Consider the following 22,086-nt stretch of genomic DNA (forward strand, 5'->3'; position numbering starts at 1 on the left):
TGGCCGTGCCGCCGGGCGTCCGGACGGGCCTGCGGCCGGTGGTGCCGGGCCGCCGGGTCGTTCGCGCGGGCTGCCGGTCGGCCAGGGCTCGTCCGACGGGTCGGGGTCGGACGGGCCCTAGACGGCCATGCCGTAGACGATGGTGAACAGCGTGCCCAACGAGCCGATGATGAAGACCCCGGTGAGGCCGGCCACGATCAGGCCCTTGCCCTGCTCGGCGCTGAAGGTGTCGCGCAGCGCGGTGGCGCCGATGCGCTGCTTGGCGGCGCCCCAGATGGCGATGCCGAGGCAGAGCAGGATCGCCACCGCCATGATGACTTCGACCATCACACGGGCCTCGTTGCCCAGGCTGCCGAACGGTCCCCAGTCCGGGGCGATTCCGCCGATGATGGTGGTGATGTCGCCCTTTTGGGCTGCAATGAACATGTGTGAACTCACCGCCCCTTTATGGATAGTTGCCTGACCGTGCCGCACGGCACGGATTCAGTCTCTATCTTCGCTGACAAAGACGCCATCAGATGTCGACTTGACGGCTTTCTTCGACAGATCCGGTGGGAGTGCCGTGTGCACGGCCCTCTTCGCGTCCCGTCGGGCGCCATTGTCTCACCGTGTGTATCACGGGCGATAACGCTGGGCAACGACTGTCTGTCGTTGATTGTCAAGGATGGTGAGGGACTGTCAGGGGCGGGTATCTGCGGGTGGGGGCCTGGTGGCGGTTGGCGCGGCGGAGCGGTGTTCACGGGGACCGGGCGCCGACGGGCGTCGGCAGGAGCCGGCAGGCGTCGAAAGTGGTCGACGGAGCGTCAGGAGCGCCGTGGGCGCGCCGATGTGACGCGAATCGCACACCGTTCGAAGCGCCCCGTGCGCCGGTCCGTGCGCCGCGGTGCGGCGGCCCCGCGCGCCGAGGCCGACGAAAGGGCTGTGAACCGGGCCTGAATGGGGGAGGGTTGGGGGGTGCGGAAATTCTGGGTTACCAGCGGGCTCGGGGTGGGGCTGATGCTCTGCCTGGTCGGGCTGCTCGTGATCGGTACGTACGGGGCGGCCGCCGGGCTGGCCGGGGCCACCGGCCGGGCGGTCGGGCTGGCCAAGGGCGCGGTGCCGGCCGCGTACCAGTCGCTGGTGCAGAAGTGGGGCACCCTCTGCCCGGCCCTCAGTCCGGCGCTGTTGGCGGCGCAGCTCTATCAGGAGAGCGGGTGGAACCCGCGTGCGCAGAGCCCCGCGGGCGCCCTCGGCATCGCGCAGTTCCTCCCAGAGACGTGGGCCACCCACGGCATCGACGGCAGCGGCGACGGCAAGAAGGACATCTGGGACCCGGCGGACGCCATCCCGTCGGCGGCCTCCTACGACTGCGAGTTGGCCCGTTACGTGAAGGACGCACCGGGCGACTCCACCGCGAACATGCTCGCCGCGTACAACGCGGGCGCCTACCGCGTCATCCAGTACAGCGGCGTCCCGCCGTACGGCGAGACGCAGAGCTACGTGAAGAGCATCACGACCCTGGCCAAGAGCTTCGAGGCGCCGACCGCCCCGGTGGCCTCCTCCCAGCAGGCGTCGGCCGCCATCTACTACGCCCAGGAGAAGCTCGGCACGCCCTACCTCTGGGGCGGCAACGGCACGGCGGACGACGGCGGGCGGTTCGACTGCTCCGGGCTGACCAAGGCCGCGTACGACTCGGTGGGCATCGAGCTGCCGCGGGTGGCCAACGACCAGTGGAACGCCGGCCCGCACCCGAAGCGGGACGAACTCCTCCCGGGAGACCTGGTGTTCTTCGCCCACGACCTCAACGACCCGCGGACCATCCACCACGTGGGCATCTACGTGGGCGGCGGGTACATGATCAACGCGCCGTACACCGGGGCGGTGATCCGGTTCGACAAGATCGACCAGCCCGACTACATCGGCGCGACGCGCGTGACGTCCGATGGCGCGAAAGCGCTGCCCACCGGGAGCGGTGCTTGACCATGGGTTCTGAACTGCGGTGATGTGTCAAGTTCCGATAACGTCCTGGTGATCATCCCGTGGAGAGTGGAACGCCGGAGGTGGGTGGCGCGTTTCCTTGGCGTGGGAACGCAAGCGCCCTGTCGACGGTTCGCGCTCGACGGCCACACAGATCGGCAACGGGGGTTGGCAGCACGTAGGCGGCGCACGCGCGCGCGGAAGATAAGGGGCCACGGCAGATGGCTGGACTCGCATTCGAGGGGCCCAACCCCGATGTCGACGTGCTCGACGGCATCAACGGCCTCGCGAAGCACGCCCCGCAGTGGGTGAACCGTGCGATGGAGTTCATCGGTGAGTACGGCCTGATCGCCGCCCTCGGGGTGCTGTGTCTGCTCGCCTGGTGGTCCGCCCGCCGCAAGCCCGAAGGGCCGGCCGCGATCGCCGGGTTGGTGTGGGCGCCGCTGGCCGCCGGGCTGGCGCTGCTGGCCAACGTCCCGATCCGCGGCTTCGTCGAGCGGCCGCGGCCGTTCAAGGACCATGCCGGCCTTGCGGTGTTGGTCCCGGGCAAGAGCGACTTCTCGTTCGTCAGCGACCACGCCACGCTCACCATGGCCGTCGGCGTCGGCCTGTTCGTCGCGCACCGCCGCTTCGGGCTGATCGGCATCGCACTGGCGCTGCTGGAGGGCTTCAGCCGGGTCTACATGGGCGTCCACTACCCGACCGACGTGATCGGCGGGTTCGCCCTCGGCACGGCCGTCGCGCTGCTGCTGGCGCCGCTCGCGCAGGCGCTGTTGGTGCCGCTGATGACGGCGGTGGAGCGCTCCCCGTTGCGGTGGCTGGTGCGGGCGTCGGGGGTGGCGGCGGAGCCGGCCGCGGACGGGCGCGGCGCGGAGTCCGGGCCGGCACCGGTGGTCAGCGCCGAGCCGGCGCTGCGCCGCCACGCCGAGCGGGACAAGGACCTGGCGGCCTGACGACGACTGACGGCACCGACGGAACGCAGCGCGCTGGCCCGGCCCCGGAGTGGGGGTCGGGCCAGCGGCGTTCTCGGGCGGGCGGGGCGCTCAGAGGGCCTGCGCGAAGGTGCTGAACAGCCGCTGCGGGTCGTAGGTCTGCTTGACCTTGTCGAGGCGGGCGGCGGCCGTCCCGTAGTAGGCGGACTTCCAGTCGGTCAGGGCGGCGTCGGTGTAGTTCTGGTAGGCGGCGCCCGAGGAGTGCCGTTGCATCGCGCCGTGGAAGCCGTTGAGCCAGGCGGTGCCGGCGGTGCCGGTGCCGGCGGCGGACCAGGACGTCAGGTACTGGGCGAGGAAGCGGGAGCGGCGGTGGACGAAGGCGGTGTCGCCGGTGCCCACGCGGTTGATGGCGCCGCCCAGCGCGGTGAGCGCGACGTTGCCGGCGACGCCCTTGCGGCCGCCGGCCTCTATTTGGGAGAGCAGGGTCTGGACGCCGGCCGCGGACAGCGAGCGGTCGAAGAAGTGCGAGCGGGCCGCGTAGGTCTCCCGGCCCAGGGTGCCGGCGCCGTTGTGGCCGGGCAGCGTGCCCTGCATGTGGCACTGGGCGTTGGACTTCTTCGAGCAGCCCGCGTACGCCTCCATCGCCTCCAGGTAGCCGATCGGGGTGAGGCTGACGTGGCTGGCCGGGCCGGGGCCGCCGGGCTGGTCGGCCAGCTTGTCCACGGCGTTCTGGAGGTCGCGGTAGCCGCCCAGGGAGAAGGCCGCGACGGAGACGCCCGGGGTGCCGCCCGGTCGGGCGTCGAAGTGGGTGGTGGACCATATCTCGTCGGCCTGGTCCGGGCCCCACTTCTGCCAGGAGCCCAGCACCGCCGCGGCCTTGGCCCACGGCCAGGTCATGTACGCCATCACCGCGCGGGGCGCCGGGTGGGTGCGAAAGCGCAGCTCGGTGACCACGCCGAAGTTGCCGTTGCCGGCGCCGCGCAGCGCCCAGAAGAGGTCGGGGTGGTGGCCGGCGTCGCAGTCGACGGTCTTGCCGTCGGCGGTGACGACGGTGGCGCCGACGAGGCTGTCGCAGGTCAGCCCGTACGCGCGGGAGACCACCCCGTGGCCGCCGCCGAGGGTCAGGCCGGATATGCCGACGGTGGGGCAGGAGCCGCCGGGTACCGTCACGCCGTGCGCGCCCAGGCCCTCGTAGACGTCGATGAGCTTGGCGCCGGCGCCGATCCGGGTGGTGCCGCCGGAGGGCGCGCCGACCTTGTTGAGCGCCGAGACGTCGATGACGAGCTTGCCGTTGCCGCTGGAGAAGCCCGCGTAGGAGTGGCCGCCGCTGCGGATGGCCACGGGGGCGTCGTAGCGGCGGGCGAAGGCCAGGCACTCGGCGATGTCGCCGGGGTGCTTGACGTAGGCGATGGCGGACGGCTTCAGGGCGTCGAAGCGGGTGTTGTAGAGGCGTCGGGCGGTGGCGTAGGAGGCGTCGGAGGCACGTATCAGGTCGCCGTCCAGGCCCTTGCCGAGCGCGCTCCAAGCGGCTTGCGTGGTGGGGGACTTGGCGGCGGCCGCGGTGTTGACGGTGCCGCCGGCCGCGCCGCCGGAGGAGGCCGCGGCCGAGGCGCCGCCGGGCCCGTCGCAGCCGGTGGTCCAGGCGAGCGAGGTGGTGGCGAGTCCGCCGCCGGCCATCAGGAGTGTGCGCCGCTTCACTGGGATGAATCCCCCTTGGTTGTCGTACGGTCCGGCCCCTGCCCGGCCGGTCCGGCCGGCCGGTGGTCGCGGGGCGTGTGCGCCGGGGCGCCGCACCTGGCGGGACCGGCCGGGGGTGCCCCCGTGCACGGGTGACGTCCGGTTTGCGAGTGAAGTCCGTTGCCCAGTGGTGCTGTTGCGCCCTCACTCCTCAGATGCGGCGCGGGGGGTGGTGGGTTCCCGGAACGGACCGGGTCATTCCACGGGGCGGCCGGGATCGGCGTCGTCGGCGCCCCGCACCGCGGCCAGATGGCGCTCGGCGTCGGTGCGCGCCTGGGAGCGGGCGCGGCGGGCCATCCCGGTCCAGCCGCACGCGCAGCGTGCCAGGCAGAAGGCACCGCGCTCGGTGGTGGAGGTCTGATGCGGGACGCGTTCGGGCACCCGGCCACGCTACGCGCCCCAGGTGGCGTTGCGTGACGAGGCCCCGGAACGGTCGTTGAACGGATCGGTCGACGCACCGTCAGACGAGCCGGCGGCGGGACGTCCGACCGTCCCGAGCGGACCGGCCGGCCCAGGCGGTCCCGAGCACGAGCGGCCGAGGGGGCTCGTACGCATGGTGGTGCAGGACAGGCGAGGCGGTGCGGTCGCCGCGGCCGTGGCGTGCGGGACGGGTCTGGTGGCGGGGCTGCTGGCGACGACGGGCTGTTCGTCGGAGGGGGTCGCGGCGGACGACCAGGCGCAGCCGGTGCGCGCCGCGGTGCGGGCGACGGGCGCGGTGGAGCTGCAGCGCGGCATCGAGGCGCTGCTCCGGGCGGGCACCGCCAAGGTGCGGACGGCGATGGAGACGGTCAGCGGCGGGACGCGGGTGGCGATCCGGGGCACCGGGGGCTACGACTTCGCCGCCGGCAGTGGGCAGTTGAGGGTGGTGCTGCCGGATCTGAAGGGCAAGCCCAGCGGCGGTCACCAGCCGATCACCGAGATCCTGGCGCCCGGCGCGCTGTTCATGAAGAACCGCGGGGCGGGGGTGCCGGCCGACAAGTGGGTGCGGGTGGACACCGCGGCGCTGACCGACGGGAACCTCGTCACCGGCGGGGCGACCGATCCGCTGGCCGCCGCCGAACTGCTGCGCGGCGCGCGGGAGGTGACGTACCAGGGGCAGGAGCGGCTGGGCGGGGTCGCGGTGCGGCACTACCGCGGGACGGCCGATCTGGCCGCGGCCGCCGGGGCGGCGTCGGCGCGCACCCGGCCCGCGCTGGTGGCGGCGGAAAAGGGGTTCACCACCGCGCTGGTGCCGTTCGACGCGTATCTGGACGACGCCGGGCGGCTGCGCAAGGTCCGCCAGCGGTTCCGCTTCGCCAACGGGGCGCCGAAGGGGGCGGCGGTGACGTCGACGACCGTGCTGTACGGGTTCGGCAGCAGGGTCGCGGTGCGGCTGCCGGAGCGGCGCGACATCTACACCGGGAAGATCGCCTCGGCGCCCTCGTAGGCCGCGGCGTCCGCGCCGGCCCGCCGCCGGAGCGGAAATGGTCCTTCCGTGCCATGTGCGCGGCGGGCGGCCCTCCTTACGCTGTCGGTAGCCACCACGGCGTGGGAAGGCGCTCGAAGGAGGAGGTGTCGGACGTGCCGGCCCATCGCCATCCGACCGTTCAGGACCAGGTGGCCCTCGTGGAGATCGACCTCACCGGTGAGTTGATGATCGCGGCGGCGGCCGCGAGCGAGGACCGGCTGAGCACCGACCGGATCGACGAACTCCTGCACGTGGTCGGGGTGCCACGGGGCGAGGGGGGCGACCGGGAGACGCCGGACCCGCGCTGACGGGCCCGCGGACGGGCCGCGGACCGCCGGACGTCAGCTCCGCAGCATCCGCTCGATGGCCTTGGTCGCCTCCTGGACCTTGGCGTCGATGGCCTCCGGCCCCTTGGTGGCGGCGTCGGCGACGCAGTGCCGCAGGTGCTCCTCCAACAACTGGAGCCCGAAGGACTGCAGGCCCTTCGTGCTCGCCGAGACCTGGGTGAGTATGTCGATGCAGTAGACGTCTTCTTCGAGCATCCGCTGAAGGCCCCGGATCTGACCCTCGATGCGGCGCAGTCGCTTGATGTGTGCGTCCTTTTGCTTGGCGTAGCCGTGGCCGCCGGGCGCGGAATTTTCCACAGCGGTATCGGTCACAGATCCGGTGCCGACGACGGGGTCGGATTTCGGTTGGGGGCCGTGGCAGGCCGCGGCGGGTGCGGTCCCGCCGCTGGTGTCCGCGTCCGTGGTCGTCATGGCCATCTCCCGTGGTATTGAGGCGATCCGTATACCCCAGGCGGGTATATCGTACCGAAGTTTTCGGGCCCTCGCGGTACCCCGTGCAGAGCATGCTGCCCGATAGGCGACACTGAAGGAATGCCGATTAGCTGGGTTAGCTGTGGCTGGATGATGCGCCTAGCATCAACTCGACCGAATCCGATGTACCCCGAGGATTTCACGTGCGCTTTCGTCTGACCCCCAGGGAGACGAGCTTCTACGACATGTTCGCGGCGTCCGCGGACAACATCGTCACAGGCTCCAAACTCCTGATGGAACTGCTCGGGGCGGACGCCTCCGCACGGGCCGAGATCGCCGAACGGATGCGAGCGGCCGAGCACGCCGGGGACGACGCGACGCACGCGATCTTCCACCAGCTCAACTCCTCGTTCATCACGCCGTTCGACCGCGAGGACATCTACGCGCTGGCCTCGTCGCTCGACGACATCATGGACTTCATGGAGGAGGCCGTCGATCTGGTCGTCCTCTACAAGATCGAGGAACTCCCCAAGGGCATCGAGCAGCAGATCGAGGTGCTGGCGCGGGCGGCCGAGCTGACCGCCGAGGCGATGCCGAACCTCCGCACGATGGCCAACCTCACCGAGTACTGGATCGAGGTCAACCGCCTGGAGAACCAGGCCGACCAGATCCACCGCAAGCTGCTGGCCCACCTCTTCAACGGCAAGTACGACGCCATCGAGGTGCTCAAGCTCAAGCAGGTCGTGGACATCCTGGAGGAGGCGGCGGACGCCTTCGAGCACGTCGCCAACACCGTCGAGACCATCGCGGTCAAGGAGTCCTGACCCTTACGCCATGGACACCTTCGCGCTCATCGTGACCATTGGGGTCGCGCTCGGATTCACCTATACCAACGGCTTCCACGACTCGGCGAACGCGATCGCGACCTCGGTCTCGACGCGGGCCCTGACCCCCCGGGCCGCGCTGGCGATGGCGGCCGTGATGAACCTCGCCGGCGCCTTCCTCGGCAGCGGCGTCGCCAAGACGGTCAGCGAGGGACTGATCGCAACTCCCCACGGCAGCAAGGGGATGGGCATCCTCTTCGCCGCGCTGCTCGGTGCCGTGGTCTGGAACCTCGTCACCTGGTACTTCGGTCTGCCGTCGTCCTCCTCGCACGCGCTGTTCGGCGGCATGGTCGGCGCGGCGCTGGCCGGCGGGACGCAGGTGATCTGGTCGGGGGTGATCGAGAAGGTCGTCCTGCCGATGTTCATCTCGCCCGTCATCGGGCTGGTGCTCGGCTACCTCGTGATGGTCGCGATCCTCTGGCTGTTCCGGAAGGCCAACCCGCACAAGGCGAAGCGCGGCTTCCGCATAGCGCAGACCGTGTCGGCGGCCGGCATGGCGCTCGGGCACGGCCTCCAGGACGCCCAGAAGACCATGGGCATCGTGGTGATGGCGCTGGTCATCGCCGATGTCGAGACGGCCGACGACGCCATTCCGCTGTGGGTCAAGCTGGCCTGCGCGATCACCATGTCGCTCGGCACCTACGCGGGCGGCTGGCGCATCATGCGGACGCTGGGCCGGCGGATCATCGAGCTGGACCCACCGCAGGGCTTCGCCGCGGAGACCACCTCCGCGTCGGTGATGTACCTGGCGTCCTTCATGTTCCACGCGCCGATCTCCACCACCCACGTCATCACCGCCTCGATCATGGGCGTCGGCTCGACCAAGCGCCCGCGCGCGGTGCGTTGGGGCGTGGCCAAGAACATCGTGATGGGCTGGTTCATCACCATGCCGGCCGCGGCGCTCGTCGCCGCCCTGGCGTTCTGGTTCATCAAACTCACCTTCGCCTGACGCCGGTGGGCGCACGACGGTGAAAGGGCCCGTCCCCGGGTTACGGGGGCGGGCCCTTCGTCCTGCGGTGGCACCGCCATGCAGCACCGCAGGACACCGGAGGCGGCCGACGGACTAGCCGAAGCGGCCGGAGATGTAGTCCTCGGTGGCCTGGACCGACGGGTTGGAGAAGATCCGCTCGGTCTCGTCGATCTCGATGAGCTTGCCGGGCTTGCCGACGGCCGCCAGGTTGAAGAACGCGGTGCGGTCCGAGACCCGCGCGGCCTGCTGCATGTTGTGGGTGACGATGACGATCGTGAAGCGCTCCTTGAGCTCCCCGATGAGGTCCTCGATGGCGAGCGTGGAGATCGGGTCGAGCGCGGAGCAGGGCTCGTCCATCAGCAGCACCTGCGGCTCGACCGCGATGGCGCGGGCGATGCACAGCCGCTGCTGCTGGCCGCCGGACAGGCCCGAGCCCGGCTTGTTCAGCCGGTCCTTGACCTCGTTCCAGAGGTTGGCGCCCTTGAGAGAGCGCTCGACGATCTCCTTGAGCTCGCTCTTCTTGTAGCTGCCGTTGAGCCGCAGGCCGGCCGCCACGTTGTCGAAGATGGACATCGTGGGGAACGGGTTGGGGCGCTGGAAGACCATGCCGACGGTGCGCCGGACGGCCACCGGGTCGACGCCCGGGCCGTAGAGGTTCTCGTCGTCGAGCAGCACCTTGCCCTCGACGCGGCCGCCGGGGGTGACCTCGTGCATCCGGTTCAGGGTGCGCAGGAAGGTCGACTTGCCGCAGCCGGAGGGGCCGATGAAGGCGGTCACCGAGCGCGGCTCGACGGTCATCGAGATGTCGTCGATGGCCTTGTGGGAGCCGTAGTACGCGTTCAGGCCGCTGACGTCGATGCGCTTGGCCATGTCAATCACTGCTTCTTTCGTGGTGGGTGGCTGGTCAGCGGCCGGCCTTGGGGGCCTTCCAGCGGGCGATGCCGCGGGCCACCAGGTTCAGGACCATGACGAAGGCGATCAGCACGAGTGCCGCGGCCCAGGCCCGGTCGTAGGAGGCGTCGGAGCCCTGCTGCCACTGCTGGAAGACGTAGAGCGGCAGGGACTGCTGGGCGCCCTCGAAGGGGTTGTTGTTGATCGTCTTGGCGCCCCAGACCAGCAGCAGCACCGGGGCGGTCTCGCCGGTGATGCGGGCGATGGCGAGCATCACGCCGGTGGTGATGCCGCCGATCGACGTCGGCAGGACGACCTTGAGGATCGTGCGCCACTTCGGGACGCCGAGGGCGAGCGATGCCTCGCGCAGCTCGTTCGGGACCAGCTTGAGCATCTCCTCGGTGGAGCGGACCACCACCGGCATCATCAGGATCGCCAGCGCCATCGAGCCGGCGAAGCCGGACGGGCCGAAGCCGAGGATCAGGATCCAGACGGAGAGGACGAACAGGCCCGCGACGATGGAGGGGATGCCGGTCATCACGTCGACGAAGAAGGTGACGACCTTGGCGAGCTTGCCGCGGCCGTACTCGACGAGGTAGATCGCGGTCAACAGCCCGAGCGGGGCGGCGATCAGCGTCGCCAGTCCGACCTGCTCCAGGGTGCCGATGATCGCGTGGTAGACGCCGCCGCCGGGCAGCGCGTCGGGCAGCGTGCCCATCGAGTGCGACAGGAAGTACCCGTCGAGGACCTTGGTGCCGCGGTCGACGGTCTCCCACAGCAGCGAGGCCAGTGGCACCACCGCGAGCAGGAAGGAGGTCCACACCACGCTGGTGGCCAGCCGGTCCTTGGCCTGGCGGCCGCCCTCGACGGCCGCGGTCAGCACGTAGGTGACGACGAGGAAGAGCAGCGCGGCGATCAGACCCCACTGGACCGTCGAGTCGAGGCCGGCGGCCAGCCCGATGCCGCAGCCGACGGCGACGGAGACCAGGGCGAGGACCGGCAGCGTCCAACGGGGGAGCCGGGACTGCCTGAGGGAAAGCGGGGTGCGCGGCTCGGCGACCTTGCGGTGGCGGTGGCTGGTGGCGACGGTCATGAGGAGGCCCCCGAGTACTCCTTGCGGCGGGCGATGATCAGCCGGGCGGCGCCGTTGACGAGCAGGGTGATCACGAAGAGGACGAGGCCGGAGGCGATCAGGGCGTCCTGGCCGAAGGTGTCGGCCTCGCTGAACTTGCTGGCGATGTTCTGGGCGAAGGTGCCGCCGCCCGGGTCCAGCAGGCTGGCGTTGATCAGGAAGCTGGGGGAGAGGACCGTGGCGACCGCCATCGTCTCGCCCAGCGCGCGGCCCAGGCCCAGCATGGAGGCGCTGATGACGCCGGAGCGGCCGAAGGGGAGCACCGACATCCGGATCACCTCCCAGCGGGTGGCGCCGAGGGCCAGCGCGGCCTCCTCGTGCATCCGCGGGACCTGGAGGAAGACCTCCCGGCTGACGCTGGTCACGATCGGCAGGATCATGATCGCGAGCAGGATGCCGACGGTGAACAGCGAGCGGGCGGCCCCGTCGCTGTAGCTGAGGATCCCGGTCCAGCCGAGGTAGTCGTTCAGCCAGCCGTAGAGGCCGCTCAGGTGCGGGACGAGGAAGAGGGCGCCCCACAGGCCGTAGACGATGCTGGGGACGGCGGCGAGCAGGTCGATGACGTAGCCCAGCGGCGAGGCCAGCTTGCGGGGCGCGTAGTGCGAGATGAACAGCGCGATGCCGACCGCGACCGGGACCGCGATGAGCATGGCGATCACCGAGCTGACGACCGTGCCGAAGGCGAGGACCGCGATGCCGAACTTCGGCTCGGTGCCGGTGGCGTTCCAGTCCAGGGTGGTGAAGAAGTTGGCCTTGTCGCCGGATATGGCGAGGACCGAGCGGTAGGTGAGGAAGGCCGCGATGGCGGCCATGATCACCAGCAGGGCTATGCCGGAACCCCGGGAGAGCCCGAGGAATATTCGGTCACCGGGGCGGACCGCCTTGCCGGAGACCGATGCGGTGGCCGGTGGCGGTGTGTCGGATAGAGGAGGGGAGTAGTCCATGGGTTTCTCCGGTCTGCGGAGCCCGGGGGGCTCCGGCGCGGCGGTGCACCGGACGGGCGGTGGTCGGGCCGTGTGGCCCGACCACCGCCCGGTGGGTCAGGAGAGCGTGGCGACGGTCTTGCTGACCTTGTCGGCGATCTCGGTCGGGAGCGGGGCGTAGCCGAGTGCCTTCAGGGCGTCCTGGCCGTCCTTGCTGGAGATGTAGGTGAGGAAGGACTTGGTGGCCGGCAGGGTGTCGGCCTTGTTGCCCTTGTCGCAGACGATCTCGTTGGTCACCAGGGTGATCGGGTAGGCGCCCTCGGCCTTGGTGGCGTAGTCCAGCTTGAGCGCGAGGTCGCTGCCCTGGCCGGCCGGCTTGGCCGCGGCGATCGCCTTGGAGGCGTTGTCGACGGTGGCCTCGACCGGGGCCTTGGCACCGGTGTTGATCTTGACCGTGGGGATCTTGCCGGCGGTGGCGTAGGACAGCTCGAAGTAGGAGATGGCGCCGCTGGTCTGCTTGACCTGCGAGGAGACGCCGGCCGAACCGGACGCCGCCTGGCCGCCGGTGCCCTCCCACTTCTTGCCCGGCTCGTGCTTCCAGGCGCCGCCGGAGGCGCTCTTGAGGTACTTGGTGAAGTTGTCGGTGGTGCCGGAGTCGTCGGAGCGGTGGAACGCCTGGATCTTCAGGTCCGGCAGCTTGGCGCCCGGGTTGAGCTTCTTGATCGCCGGGTCGTTCCAGTTGGAGATCTGCGAGTCGAAGATCTTCGCCAGGGTGGGCGCGTCGAGGACGAGGTTGTCCACGCCGGGAACGTTGTAGCCGACCGCGATCGGGCCGCCGACCATCGGCAGGTCGATCGCCTGGCCGCCCTTGCAGACGGACTTCGACTTGGCGATCTCCTCGGGCTTCAGCGGGGAGTCGGAGCCGGCGAACGCGGTCTGGCCCTGGAGGAAGGTGGTGATGCCGGCGCCGGAGCCGGTGGGCTGGTAGTTGATCTCGGTGCCCTGGCAGGCGCCGGCGTAGTTCTGCACCCAGACGTCCATGGCGTTCTTCTGCGCCGAGGAGCCGGAGGCGAGCAGCTTGCCCTTGCCCTCGCACTTGATGTTGGCCGCCTTGGCGGAGCTGCCGCCGCTCCCGCCGCTCCCGCCGCTGGTGTTGTCAGAGCCGCACGCGGAAAGGGCCAGGGCACCGGAGACGGCGAGAGCGCCAACGGCGAGGGCGCGAACCCGGTTTTTGCGCTGAAGCTGCTTCACTGTCGAGAGTTCCTTCCTGGTGCGCGCCGTTTCCTCGGCGTGCGGGTGGTGGCGTGGTGGGCGGTGCCGTCGCCTGACGGCGCACCGCGCACTCGGTACGGCCGAAATTAGGCAGATCAGGTGAAGCGGCCGATGGAGCGGAGTGAACGCACGGTGAACCTCGGCCGTCGGCTGCGTGCGGCGCGGGCCGGCGCGACCGCCGGCTCCGGGACGCCCGCCCGGTCGTGAAATGCCACTCCGGAGCGCCGCGTTCGGGGCGCGGGCGCCCGTCTCCCGACGAAACGGCCCGTCGCCCTGTTGGATTACCGGTCGGTATGGCAGCATCCGCGCCGAAGCGCGCACATGAATCGGTGCGGAACGAGCCGGAGGTGACCGGTGGGGAGCCAAGGGGCACAAAGGGGCGTTCGGGACGTGGCGGGGGAGCGGGGCGCACGGGGCGCACGGGGTCTACGGGGCAGCCGGTTGGCGCTCTGCACCGCGGTCGTGCTCTGCGCGACGGGGCTGCTCGGCGGGACGGCGACGGCGGCGCAGCGGACGCCCGCCCCGAGCCCGCCGCCCGACGGCGGGGCGCGCCCTCTCGACGAGGTGCGCAAGGAGATCGAGGGGCTCTACCGCGCGGCGGAGCGGGCCACCGACGCGTACAACGCCGCCGAGGAGCAGGTCCAGCTCCAGCAGAAGAAGATCGTCGAGCTGGCCCGCACCATCGTCGCCGCGCAGGGTCGGCTGGCCGTCCTCAAGCGGCAGGCCGGGGCGCTGGCCAGCGCGCAGTACCGGGCGGGCGGCATTCCCCCCGAGGCGAAGCTGGTGCTCAACGCCGACCCCGAGGCGTTTCTGGCCAACGCCGATCTGGTCCGCAAGGGGCAGCAGGCGGTCAAGGGCGTGATCGGCCAACTCACGCACCTCAAGAGCGACTTGGAGGGCTACGCCCAGGACGCCAGCCGCCGCTGGGAGCAGCTGGAGGCCAATCGCCAGAAGAAGGACGCGGCCCGCAAGCAGATCAACGACAAGATCGACGCGGCGAAAGCGCTGGAATCCCGGCTGGCCGCCAAGGAAAAGGACCGGCTGCGAAAACTGGAGGACGACCAGGCGCTGTTGACCCAGCAGAAATGGCTCGACTCCGGCGCACTCCGGGACATCCGCGGAAAAGCCACTGAGCAGGGCAAGAAGGCGATTTCCTACGCCACTTCGCAGATCGGCAAGGATTACGTCTGGGGCGCGGTCGGCCCCAACACCTTCGACTGCTCCGGGCTCACCCTACGGGCCTGGCAGGCCGCCGGCCGGACCATTCCGCGCACCTCGCAGGAGCAGTGGCGACAACTGCCCCGGGTCCCGCTCAAGGAGATGCGCCCGGGCGACCTCGTCATCTATTTCTCGGACGCCAGTCACGTCGGGATGTACCTCGGGGACGGCGCGATCGTGCACGCCCCGCGCCCCGGCCGGCAGGTGACCATCACGGGCGCCGGCTCGATGCCGATTCTCGGGGTGGTCCGGCCGGACGACGGGCGGGCCGGCTGACGGGGCGGGCCGGGCGGCACGGAAAGATTCCGGACATTCTCCGGCCGCCCATTGTCGCCCGCTTACCGTCGATTACCCCCCTTTCTCCGTGTGTTCGGCGCCGCGTCACGCGCCGTGTTCCGCGTGGCATCCGTTACTCGTCCCGCGCCGCCTTCCCCGCCGTAGGGAGAATCGACGGCGTTACCGGAAGTCAACCGGCGACCGGATTGGGCAATTTCTCCGGTATCGGTCGGGGGTGGCGCGGGGCTGGCTTTCCGTAGCGATCCGGTAGCGGATTGCACTCGGGTGGGGTGATGTTCGTCATTCCCCTTACCGGGCTCCCCAGGTGAAGTGCCATATCGGCGTTGGCATATGACGAAGGCCGCGTGCCAAAGGGCATTCCGCGCCCGGCGCTCCGGACGCTATGGTCGCCATTCGATGCCCGGTAGCGCCCTGCTCAGCCGACCGACGAGCGGGGTCGAGCCGGGCACGGTGGTGCACCGGTCGGTGCGCCGCCGCACCCCTCGGGGGGAGGGAAGGAAGCAGACCCATGCCCGTACCCGTACCGCACCCGCGGACGGCCGTGCTGCCGCACCAGGCAGGACCGGTGAACGCAGGCTGCGCGGAGACCCGCGCGGCCGCCGCCGGCATGCCCGCGCACGGGGGCTGCTCCGGGGCTTCCCCCGCTTGGCGGGACGCGCCCCACGGGCCCGCCGGTTCCGCCCCACTGTCCCGGGATCTCCCGGAGGCCGGAATGCCGCGGCCCGCCGCGGACCCTCGACTTCCGGCCGGCCGGAATGCTGCCCACCCGGTGACCGGCCATGCGCCCACCATCGGGACCAAGACCGTGGCCTCCGCCACACCACCCGACCCCGCGGCCGGGCCCGCCGCCGCGGAGCCGGCGCCCGAGCCGCCCGCCCACGGGCTGACGCTGCTCCTCATAGGCGAGGACCCGAACAACCACGTTCCGGAGATGTGGGACTGGGCCGGCCGCAAGGTCCGGTTGCGCACCGCCCGCAACCTCACCGAGGCCGAGCGGCTGCTCACCGACGACGTGGACTGCATCCTGCTCGACCTCACCCCGGCCGAGCCGGCCGGCCGCGAGGACCGCGACGGGACCCGCGCCGGCGACTCCGGCGACGAACTGGCCGCCGTCCGGGCCGTGCTGCGCATGGCGCCCGCGCAGGCCGTCCTCGTCCTCACCTGCGAGACGGACGCCGAGCGGGCCGCCGACGCGGTGCGGGTGGGCGCCCAGGACTACCTCTTCCGCGACGAGTTGGACGGCAAGGTGCTCAGCCGCGCGGTCCGCTACGCCGTGGAACGCAAGCGCGCCGACCTCGCCCAGCGCCAGCTCACCGAGTCCCGGCTGCGCGCCCAGGAGAACGCCCGCCTGGAGCGCGGCCTGCTGCCCACCCCGCTGCTCGACGGCTCGGAGCTGCGCTTCGCCGCCTGCTACCGGCCCGGCCGCAGCCGCGCCCTGCTCGGCGGCGACTTCTACGACACCGTCCGCACCCCGGACGGCACCGTGCACGCGATGATCGGCGACGTCTGCGGCCACGGCCCCGACGAGGCCGCGCTCGGCGTCGAACTGCGCATCGCCTGGCGGGCGTTGACCTTCGCCGGGCTCTACGGCGACGAGCTGCTGGCCACGCTCCAGAAGGTGCTGGAGAACGAGCGCCCTGACGACGAGATCTTCGCGACGCTGTGCACCGTCGACATCTCGGCGGACGGCCACCGGGCCGGGGTCTGCCTGGCCGGTCACCCCGCGCCCCTGCTGGCCCGCGCCGGACAGCAGCCGGAGCTGCTGCCGTACGAGTTCGGCGGCCCGGCGCTCGGGCTGCTGCCGCAGGCCCGCTGGCCGCGCCGCCAGGTCGAGTTGGGCGCCGCCTGGAGCCTGCTGATGTATACGGACGGCCTGATCGAGGGCCGGATCGGCGAGGGCACCCGGCGCCTGGGCCAGGAGGGCATGACCGAACTCGTCACCCGCCAGATGGCCGGTGGCCTGCAGGGCGAGGAGCTGCTGGAGGCGTCGGTGCGCGAGGTGCGCGCGCTCAACGGCGGGGAACTCACCGACGACGTGGCGGTGCTGCTGCTGGACCGGCGGTAGCCGGCGGGGTCGGCGGGCCCCGGGCCCGCCCGGGCTCAGCGGCCGCCGTTGTACGGCCCGTAGGGGCCGTCCGAGCTGGAGCCCTTGTGCCAGCCGCGGCCGCCGCCGCTCACCGCGCGCAGCGCCGGTCGGACGTCGACGGTGTAGACGATCACCGCGATCACGCCGATGATCGGCAGGAACGACAGCAGCGGCAGCAGGAACAGCAGCGCCGTGGCGATCCCGAGGAAGACCAGCCACATCGCCTTGTTGTGCTTGTCCGCCGCGCGGTAGGCGGCGTCGCGGCGGGTGGCCGCGTCGACGAGCATCACGGCGGCATACACGCCGAGAGCGAGCTGAACCCAGCTCAGGACGCTCTGGAATCCGTAAATCAGCACGCCGTCCACCACCCGTTAGCCGTTCACCCAGGAAACTCGGTCTGTCATCTCGGTCCGTGGGGCCCTTTCCGCCCCACCGTACCCGGACAACGGGCCGGGCACGTGAGGAGTGCCCGGCCCGCCGATGGATCACCGCTCACCGGTGGCTCACTTCGCCGACGGCGGGGTGCTCTTCCTCGCCGGGCCCGCGACGGGCTTGCGCGGCACGGCCGGCTTCTTCGCCGTGGCGGTCTTGGGCTCGGTGGAGGCGGTGGCCTTCGCCTGGGCGGGGGCCCCGTTGGCCGGCACGGTCTTGGCGCGGCCGTTGCCGGAGACGTCGCCCGCGCCCTCCTTGGCCGACTGCGGCTCGATCGCCACCGCCAGCTCCTCGACCTGCTCGGCGGCGCCGCCGCGCCAGTTCTGCACCGCGCCGCGGCCGCGCTCGGCCAGCTCGTCGTAGGTCTCGCGGGCCTGCACGGCGACCTCGGCGGCCCGGCCGACGCCGCGCAGCGCCAGCTCCTGTGCCTGGTCGCGGAACTTCTTCAGATCCCCGTCGAGCGAGCCCAGCAGCTCGGTGAGCTTGTCCTGGGCCTCCTTGGCCTGCTTGGTGACCAGGGCCTGAATGTCCTTGGGGTCGGTGCTGCGGACGGAGTCGAAGCGCTTGGGCGCCTCGGCCTTGAGCTTCTCGACCAGCTGCGGCACCTCGCCCAGCTTCTCGGCGGCCAGGTCGGCGGTACCGGCCAGGGCGTACAGCGGGGTCGCGTCGGTCAGGGCCTTGCGGAGGTCATCGGTGGTGATGGCCATGACGTGGTTCCTCCTGGAAACGATGGGGTTGCTCAGGTGGCGTGCGGGCCGCCGTCGGCCTCTGTCTCGTGGGGGTGGCCCCCGTCCTCGGACCCGTCGCCGGCCTGGTGCGCGGCGCCGTCGGTCGCGGCACCGCCGAGCCCGTTCTCCTTGCGGAAGGACTCGTAGATCTGCAGCAGGACCTGCTTCTGCCGCTCGTTCAGCGACGGGTCGGTGAGTATCGCGGTCTGCACCCCGGCGCCGTCCGGGGCACGCCGCTCGTCCAGGATTCCGGCCTGGACGTACAGCGTCTCGGCGGATATCCGCAGCGCCTTGGCCAACTGCTGGAGGATCTCCGCGCTCGGCTTGCGCAGCCCGCGCTCGATCTGGCTGAGGTACGGGTTGGACACCCCCGCGGCATCCGCGAGCTGCCGCAGGCTGAGCTGCGCGGTGCGCCGCTGCTCCCGCAGGAACTCGCCGAGGTTGCCGACATTGAGTGATGCCATGCCTCGATACTGCACGGTAGCGCTAACTATTGCAAGCAAGTGCTAGCAGGAGTGACGCGACCTTGGCGGGGCGGGCGGCGACGCCGACCCGTGGCGGTGCCCCGCGTGACGCCGTGTCGCGCGCAGGGGGCGTGGCGTTGTCGACGGGCGCTGTCGGTGGGGTGTCGGCGGTGCGTCGGTGGGCTGTTGGTGGTCGCTGCGACTGTGGTCGAGGACCGGGGCGGGGGTGGCGGACCGTAGGCCGCGGCCGGATCGCCGTCCCGTCATCCCGTCGTCTCGTCCCGTCGTGATCGTCGTGCCTCGTGCCATAAGGGAGCCCCGCATGTCGTCCGTGCCGCCCGTGTCCCCCGTGCCGTCCGTCCCGCACTGGGACGTGCACCGGCTGCCGTCCGCCGACGGCAGCACCTTCCTGGTCACCGGCGGCAACGCGGGCATCGGGTACTTCGTCGCCGAGCAGCTCGCCGCGACCGGGGCCGTCGTCATCCTGGGCAGCCGGAACCCGGCGCGGGCCGAGGACGCCCTGGGGGCGCTGCGCGCCCGGGTTCCCGGCGCACGGGTACGGGCCGTCCGGATGGACCTCGCCGACCTCGCCTCCCTCCGGGGCGCGGTGGAGTCCCTGGAGGTGACGCGCCTCGACGCGGTGGTCCACAACGCCGGGGTCGCGCTCGACGGGCCGGCGCGCCAAGAGACCGGCGACGGGCACGAGTTGATGTTCGGCACCAACCACCTCGGGCACTTCGCGCTGACCCGGTGGCTGCTGCCGCTGCTGTCGGCCGCGCCGGCGGGCCGCGTGGTGACCATGGGGAGCTTCGCGGCCAAGACCGAGCGGCTGGACCCGGACGACCTTCAGTCCCGGCGCGACTACCGGCCCAAGCGCACCTACGGACGGTCCAAACTGGCGCAGATGCACTTCGGGTTCGAGCTGGACCGTCGGCTGCGGGCCGCCGGCAGCCCGGTGGCGAGCGTGGTGGTCCACCCCGGCGGCGCCCTCGACTCCCGCACCCCCACCCGCCCGCCGGTGCACGTCCGGACCGCCGGCGCCTGGCTGCGCGGACTGCCCGCGGCCGCCGTCCTCCAGGGCAAGCACGCCGGGGCGTGGCCGGCGGTGCGCGCGGTGCTCGATCCGGGCGTGCGCGGCGGGCAGTTGTGGGGACCTCGGGTCCTCGGCCTGCGCGGCCGGCCGCGCAACGAGCCGCGGTGGCGCAACCTGGCCGACACCGAGGTCGCCGCCCGACTCTGGGCGGACAGTTGCGCGTTGACCGGGGTCGAGCCGGTTGCCACGCCGTGAACGGGCCGGGCGACCGGAGCCGCCCGGTCACCCCCATACGGGGGCGTAGGGCGGCCCCATAGGGTGGGCGGGCACGATCTCGCACAGCAACAGACGGGGGTGGCCATCATGGCGCGCAAGGCGGACGCGGACCCGATACGACGGCGGCTGCGCTCCGGCACCGTCATCCTCGGCGGCATGGGGACGCTCGCCGCCGCCCTCACCTCCTGCGCATCGGAGCCGGACAAGCGCTGCGTGGACCCGAACAGCTATGACGCGGCCCAGGGTTACCGCGTGGTCAGCCCGGCGCAGTGCAAGGGGAGCGCGGCGCCCGGCAGCACCGCGAGCGGCCGGTGGTACTACGGCTCCGGCAGCTCCGGCCGCTACGTCAGGGGCGGCTCGTTCGACAAGAGCACCGCCGTCACCCGCGGCGGTTTCGGCTCCCGGTCCGGCTCCTCCGGCGGCTGACCGCGCGATGCGCCGCCACAGCACCGAGCCCCGCCCCGACTGGCAGGCCACCGTCGAGGCCCAGGGGCTGATCTACCCGCTCACCCGGTACCCGGACGACTCGCTGCGCCCCTACTGGGACGAGAGCGCCTACTACTCCTTCACCGCCGACGAGGTAGAGGAGTTGGAGGAGGTCGTCGCGGAACTGCACGGCATGTGCCTGGCCGCCGCCGAGCACCTCGTCGCCCACGACCGGCTCGCCGACCTCGACATCACCGACCCCCGGTTGGCCGCCCGGGTCGCCGAGGCATGGCGCCGCCGCGCCGAACTGCCCTCCCTCTACGGCCGGTTCGACCTGCGCTACGACGGCCGCGGCCCGGCCAAGCTGCTGGAGTACAACGCCGACACCCCCACCTCCCTGGTGGAGGCCGCCAGCCCGCAGTGGTTCTGGATGGAGGACCGGTTCCCGGCCGCCGACCAGTGGAACTCGTTGCACGAGCGGCTGGTCGCCGCCTGGCGGCGGCAGGCCGCGCTGCTGCCTCCCGGCGCCCCGCTGCACTTCGCGCACTCGGCCGACGACGAGCTCGGCGAGGACCTGATGACCGTCGCCTACCTGCGCGAGACGGCCGAACAGGCGGGCCTGGCGACCGAGGCCATCGCCATGGAGGAGATCGGCTGGGACCCGCTCTCCGGCCGTTTCGTCGACCAGCGGCTGCGCTTCGTCCGGGCCTGCTTCAAGCTCTACCCCTGGGAGTGGCTGGCCACCGACGCCTTCGGCCCGCACGTTCTGGACACCCTCGACAACGGCGGCGCCACCGGCGCCACCCTGTGGATCGAGCCCGCCTGGAAGATGCTGCTCTCCAACAAGGCGCTGTTGGCCGTCCTTTGGGAGCTGTTCCCCGACCACCCCAACCTGCTGCCCGCCTACCTGGACGGCCCCCGCGACCTGCCCGCCGGCCCTGGTTACGTCGCCAAGCCACTGCTGGGCAGAGAGGGCGAGGGCGTCATCGTCCACCCACCGGGGGCCGACCCGGTCCGGCCCGAAGAGCCCTGCTGCTACCAGGCGCTGGCCCCGCTTCCCGACTTCGACGGCAACCGGGTGGTGCTCGGCGCCTGGGTGGTCGACGGCGAGCCGGCCGGGCTCGGCATCCGCGAGTCGGCCGGCCTGGTCACCGATGGCTACGCCCGCTTCCTGCCGCACGTCATCCGGTGAGCACTCCCGTGCGGGCGCGGCGGCCTCCTGCTGACCGCCGTGTGGGGGCTCGCCGCATCCCGATGGCCGACGTCGCGCGCACCGCCGCCCCGAGGGGTACCGGGCTGCCCAACCGCCCGGCTTCTGCTACTCCTTGAGCCAGAAGCCGACGGCGTCCAGCCAGGCGTCGAGGAGGTCGCGGTCGCCGGTGATCTCGACCGGGCCGGTGTGCGCGCCGACCGGCCCGGGCGTCGGGCCGCGGGTGGGGAGGCGGCCGTAGACGAGCAGCAGGAGGTCGCTCAGGGCGCCGCGGACGGTGGTGGTGGTCGGCGTGGCGGGGGTGTCGGCGGGCGGGCGGTGCCAGGTGAGGGCGTCGGCCTCCAGGCCGATCAGCCAGTCCGCGGCGGCCTCGGGGGCGGCGTCGGTGGCCTGGAAGCGGAGGCTGTGGCCGGCGCCCATGAACGCGCATATCCGCGGCCTGGGTTCGAGCACCACCGGCAGTGAGCCGAAGGACATCCACTCGTCGAGGGCGTCGAGGGCGACGTCCCCGACGACGGCGAACGGGCGGTCGGCCGGGGCCGGGCCGGCCGGGGACTGCGCGGTGGCGAAGGTGGCGTCCGCGCGGTGCACCACCGTCTCGTGCGTCATCCGGCGGGCCCAGAAGGCCGGTGTGCCGCCCGGGGCCACCGTCCAGACCGCGGTGTCGGGCCCGGCGGTGCGCAGGACGTCGGCCAACTGCTCGGCGCCCTCGGTGAGCCAGGCGCCGAGCGCGGCCGCGTCCACGTCGGCGTGGCCGGTGACGTCGTCGACCAGGTCGTCGGGGACCGGGCCGGTGGCCCTGGTCCGGATGATGGTGTCGACCCAGCGGTGCGCACCGCCGAGGTGGCGCACCAACTGGGCGAGCGTCCAGCCGGGGCAGGTGGGCACCGGGGCCGTGAGGTCGGCGTCGGACAGGCGGGTGCTCAACAGGGCGGTCTGAGCGACGATTTCGGCACAGTGGCGGTCATAGCTCATCGAAGCCATGTGCCCACCGTACGGCGCCCCACCGACAAC

General features: G+C 71.8%; 23 protein-coding genes. 11 read left to right on the forward strand and 12 right to left on the reverse strand.

Translation table 11 applies throughout. The annotated features are described in order from the left end of the window. Window positions 1-117: 117 nt before the first annotated feature. Entirely contained in the window at window positions 118-426 is a 309-nt protein-coding gene (locus tag ACIQU6_RS23190) for a hypothetical protein (RefSeq protein ID WP_221906050.1), read from the reverse strand. Window positions 427-954: 528 nt separating this feature from the next. On the opposite strand from ACIQU6_RS23190, the gene ACIQU6_RS23195 reads away from it, so the two are divergent. Both ACIQU6_RS23195 and ACIQU6_RS23200 read left to right on the forward strand, forming a co-directional pair. Then, a complete protein-coding gene (locus ACIQU6_RS23195) occupies window positions 955-1,959 on the forward strand; it encodes an NlpC/P60 family protein (RefSeq protein ID WP_403483573.1) in 1,005 nt (334 codons plus the stop codon). Window positions 1,960-2,177: 218 nt separating this feature from the next. Continuing rightward, the gene (locus ACIQU6_RS23200; protein ID WP_403483574.1) at window positions 2,178-2,909 is read left to right on the forward strand and encodes a phosphatase PAP2 family protein; all 732 of its coding nucleotides are present in this window, start codon (window positions 2,178-2,180) and stop codon (window positions 2,907-2,909) included. Between the two features lie 90 nt (window positions 2,910-2,999). Here ACIQU6_RS23200 and ACIQU6_RS23205 read toward each other — a convergent pair whose 3' ends face one another. Together ACIQU6_RS23205 and ACIQU6_RS23210 are read right to left on the reverse strand one after the other, a co-directional pair. Then, complete coding sequence (locus tag ACIQU6_RS23205) at window positions 3,000-4,586, reverse strand: FAD-binding oxidoreductase (RefSeq protein ID WP_403483575.1); 1,587 nt, start codon at window positions 4,584-4,586, stop codon at window positions 3,000-3,002. Between the two features lie 234 nt (window positions 4,587-4,820). After that, complete coding sequence (locus ACIQU6_RS23210) at window positions 4,821-5,006, reverse strand: hypothetical protein (RefSeq protein ID WP_403483576.1); 186 nt, start codon at window positions 5,004-5,006, stop codon at window positions 4,821-4,823. 172 nt (window positions 5,007-5,178) lie between these two features. Between ACIQU6_RS23210 and ACIQU6_RS23215 the strand changes: the two genes are divergently transcribed. Further along, window positions 5,179-6,051: a hypothetical protein gene (locus tag ACIQU6_RS23215; RefSeq protein WP_403483577.1), complete on the forward strand. Its 873-nt coding sequence runs from the start codon at window positions 5,179-5,181 to the stop codon at window positions 6,049-6,051. A gap of 101 nt (window positions 6,052-6,152) precedes the next feature. Further along, window positions 6,153-6,380 (forward strand): hypothetical protein, encoded by a 228-nt coding sequence (locus ACIQU6_RS23220; RefSeq protein ID WP_403483578.1) that lies wholly within the window; start codon window positions 6,153-6,155, stop codon window positions 6,378-6,380. 33 nt (window positions 6,381-6,413) lie between these two features. On the opposite strand, the gene ACIQU6_RS23225 is transcribed toward ACIQU6_RS23220, so the two are convergent. Next, on the reverse strand, window positions 6,414-6,830 hold the full coding sequence (locus tag ACIQU6_RS23225) for a metal-sensitive transcriptional regulator (RefSeq protein WP_403483579.1): 417 nt from the start codon (window positions 6,828-6,830) through the stop codon (window positions 6,414-6,416). A 203-nt stretch (window positions 6,831-7,033) separates the two neighbouring features. On the opposite strand from ACIQU6_RS23225, the gene ACIQU6_RS23230 reads away from it, so the two are divergent. Both ACIQU6_RS23230 and ACIQU6_RS23235 read left to right on the forward strand, forming a co-directional pair. After that, on the forward strand, window positions 7,034-7,654 hold the full coding sequence (locus ACIQU6_RS23230; RefSeq protein ID WP_403483580.1) for a DUF47 domain-containing protein: 621 nt from the start codon (window positions 7,034-7,036) through the stop codon (window positions 7,652-7,654). A gap of 10 nt (window positions 7,655-7,664) precedes the next feature. Next, a complete protein-coding gene (locus ACIQU6_RS23235) occupies window positions 7,665-8,663 on the forward strand; it encodes an anion permease (RefSeq protein WP_403483581.1) in 999 nt (332 codons plus the stop codon). 114 nt (window positions 8,664-8,777) lie between these two features. Here the strand turns inward: ACIQU6_RS23235 and pstB are convergent, their stop codons facing one another. The 4 genes from pstB to pstS all read right to left on the reverse strand — a co-directional run bounded on the left by pstB (window position 8,778) and on the right by pstS (window position 12,881). Then, window positions 8,778-9,554: a phosphate ABC transporter ATP-binding protein PstB gene (pstB, locus tag ACIQU6_RS23240; RefSeq protein WP_403483582.1), complete on the reverse strand. Its 777-nt coding sequence runs from the start codon at window positions 9,552-9,554 to the stop codon at window positions 8,778-8,780. 34 nt (window positions 9,555-9,588) lie between these two features. Then, window positions 9,589-10,668: a phosphate ABC transporter permease PstA gene (pstA, locus tag ACIQU6_RS23245; protein WP_403483583.1), complete on the reverse strand. Its 1,080-nt coding sequence runs from the start codon at window positions 10,666-10,668 to the stop codon at window positions 9,589-9,591. Next, a complete protein-coding gene (pstC, locus tag ACIQU6_RS23250) occupies window positions 10,665-11,651 on the reverse strand; it encodes a phosphate ABC transporter permease subunit PstC (protein ID WP_403483584.1) in 987 nt (328 codons plus the stop codon). Before pstC ends, pstA begins: the two co-directional genes overlap by 4 nt. A 96-nt stretch (window positions 11,652-11,747) precedes the next feature. After that, window positions 11,748-12,881, reverse strand: coding sequence for a phosphate ABC transporter substrate-binding protein PstS (gene pstS, locus ACIQU6_RS23255; protein ID WP_403483585.1), 1,134 nt, complete (start codon window positions 12,879-12,881; stop codon window positions 11,748-11,750). Window positions 12,882-13,343: 462 nt separating this feature from the next. On the opposite strand from pstS, the gene ACIQU6_RS23260 reads away from it, so the two are divergent. After that, window positions 13,344-14,396, forward strand: coding sequence for an NlpC/P60 family protein (locus ACIQU6_RS23260; RefSeq protein WP_403483586.1), 1,053 nt, complete (start codon window positions 13,344-13,346; stop codon window positions 14,394-14,396). A 529-nt stretch (window positions 14,397-14,925) separates the two neighbouring features. Further along, window positions 14,926-16,482, forward strand: a complete 1,557-nt coding sequence (locus ACIQU6_RS23265; RefSeq protein WP_403483587.1) for a SpoIIE family protein phosphatase — start codon at window positions 14,926-14,928, stop codon at window positions 16,480-16,482. Between the two features lie 35 nt (window positions 16,483-16,517). Here ACIQU6_RS23265 and ACIQU6_RS23270 read toward each other — a convergent pair whose 3' ends face one another. The 3 genes from ACIQU6_RS23270 to ACIQU6_RS23280 form a co-directional block, all read right to left on the reverse strand. After that, window positions 16,518-16,859: a DUF2516 family protein gene (locus ACIQU6_RS23270; protein WP_403483588.1), complete on the reverse strand. Its 342-nt coding sequence runs from the start codon at window positions 16,857-16,859 to the stop codon at window positions 16,518-16,520. A gap of 147 nt (window positions 16,860-17,006) precedes the next feature. Further along, window positions 17,007-17,642, reverse strand: coding sequence for a hypothetical protein (locus ACIQU6_RS23275; RefSeq protein ID WP_403483589.1), 636 nt, complete (start codon window positions 17,640-17,642; stop codon window positions 17,007-17,009). Between the two features lie 32 nt (window positions 17,643-17,674). Further along, window positions 17,675-18,127: a helix-turn-helix domain-containing protein gene (locus ACIQU6_RS23280; protein ID WP_403483590.1), complete on the reverse strand. Its 453-nt coding sequence runs from the start codon at window positions 18,125-18,127 to the stop codon at window positions 17,675-17,677. Window positions 18,128-18,449: 322 nt separating this feature from the next. Here ACIQU6_RS23280 and ACIQU6_RS23285 point away from each other — a divergent pair, with 322 nt between their 5' ends. The 3 genes from ACIQU6_RS23285 to ACIQU6_RS23295 all read left to right on the forward strand — a co-directional run bounded on the left by ACIQU6_RS23285 (window position 18,450) and on the right by ACIQU6_RS23295 (window position 21,054). After that, entirely contained in the window at window positions 18,450-19,415 is a 966-nt protein-coding gene (locus ACIQU6_RS23285; RefSeq protein WP_403483591.1) for an SDR family NAD(P)-dependent oxidoreductase, read from the forward strand. Window positions 19,416-19,523: 108 nt separating this feature from the next. Beyond that, on the forward strand, window positions 19,524-19,862 hold the full coding sequence (locus tag ACIQU6_RS23290) for a hypothetical protein (protein WP_403483592.1): 339 nt from the start codon (window positions 19,524-19,526) through the stop codon (window positions 19,860-19,862). A 7-nt stretch (window positions 19,863-19,869) separates the two neighbouring features. Next, complete coding sequence (locus ACIQU6_RS23295; protein ID WP_403483593.1) at window positions 19,870-21,054, forward strand: glutathionylspermidine synthase family protein; 1,185 nt, start codon at window positions 19,870-19,872, stop codon at window positions 21,052-21,054. 126 nt (window positions 21,055-21,180) lie between these two features. Here ACIQU6_RS23295 and ACIQU6_RS23300 read toward each other — a convergent pair whose 3' ends face one another. Next, window positions 21,181-22,056, reverse strand: coding sequence for a maleylpyruvate isomerase N-terminal domain-containing protein (locus tag ACIQU6_RS23300; protein ID WP_403483594.1), 876 nt, complete (start codon window positions 22,054-22,056; stop codon window positions 21,181-21,183). Window positions 22,057-22,086: the final 30 nt, after the last annotated feature.

Source organism: Streptomyces sp. NPDC090442 (assembly GCF_044769405.1).
Classification (GTDB): domain Bacteria; phylum Actinomycetota; class Actinomycetes; order Streptomycetales; family Streptomycetaceae; genus Streptomyces.

Excerpts from the sequence above, each read along its gene's own strand:
- ACIQU6_RS23215 (WP_403483577.1), top strand. The coding sequence starts at position 5,179 with ATGGTGGTGCAGGACAGGCGAGGCGGTGCGGTCGCCGCGGCCGTGGCG.
- ACIQU6_RS23200 (WP_403483574.1), top strand. The coding sequence starts at position 2,178 with ATGGCTGGACTCGCATTCGAGGGGCCCAACCCCGATGTCGACGTGCTC.
- ACIQU6_RS23190 (WP_221906050.1), bottom strand. The coding sequence starts at position 426 with ATGTTCATTGCAGCCCAAAAGGGCGACATCACCACCATCATCGGCGGA.
- ACIQU6_RS23225 (WP_403483579.1), bottom strand. The coding sequence starts at position 6,830 with ATGACGACCACGGACGCGGACACCAGCGGCGGGACCGCACCCGCCGCG.
- ACIQU6_RS23300 (WP_403483594.1), bottom strand. The coding sequence starts at position 22,056 with ATGGCTTCGATGAGCTATGACCGCCACTGTGCCGAAATCGTCGCTCAG.
- pstC (WP_403483584.1), bottom strand. The coding sequence starts at position 11,651 with ATGGACTACTCCCCTCCTCTATCCGACACACCGCCACCGGCCACCGCA.
- ACIQU6_RS23285 (WP_403483591.1), top strand. The coding sequence starts at position 18,450 with ATGTCGTCCGTGCCGCCCGTGTCCCCCGTGCCGTCCGTCCCGCACTGG.
- pstA (WP_403483583.1), bottom strand. The coding sequence starts at position 10,668 with ATGACCGTCGCCACCAGCCACCGCCACCGCAAGGTCGCCGAGCCGCGC.
- ACIQU6_RS23280 (WP_403483590.1), bottom strand. The coding sequence starts at position 18,127 with ATGGCATCACTCAATGTCGGCAACCTCGGCGAGTTCCTGCGGGAGCAG.
- ACIQU6_RS23290 (WP_403483592.1), top strand. The coding sequence starts at position 19,524 with ATGGCGCGCAAGGCGGACGCGGACCCGATACGACGGCGGCTGCGCTCC.
- pstB (WP_403483582.1), bottom strand. The coding sequence starts at position 9,554 with ATGGCCAAGCGCATCGACGTCAGCGGCCTGAACGCGTACTACGGCTCC.
- ACIQU6_RS23265 (WP_403483587.1), top strand. The coding sequence starts at position 14,926 with ATGCCCGTACCCGTACCGCACCCGCGGACGGCCGTGCTGCCGCACCAG.
- ACIQU6_RS23275 (WP_403483589.1), bottom strand. The coding sequence starts at position 17,642 with ATGGCCATCACCACCGATGACCTCCGCAAGGCCCTGACCGACGCGACC.
- ACIQU6_RS23295 (WP_403483593.1), top strand. The coding sequence starts at position 19,870 with ATGCGCCGCCACAGCACCGAGCCCCGCCCCGACTGGCAGGCCACCGTC.
- ACIQU6_RS23235 (WP_403483581.1), top strand. The coding sequence starts at position 7,665 with ATGGACACCTTCGCGCTCATCGTGACCATTGGGGTCGCGCTCGGATTC.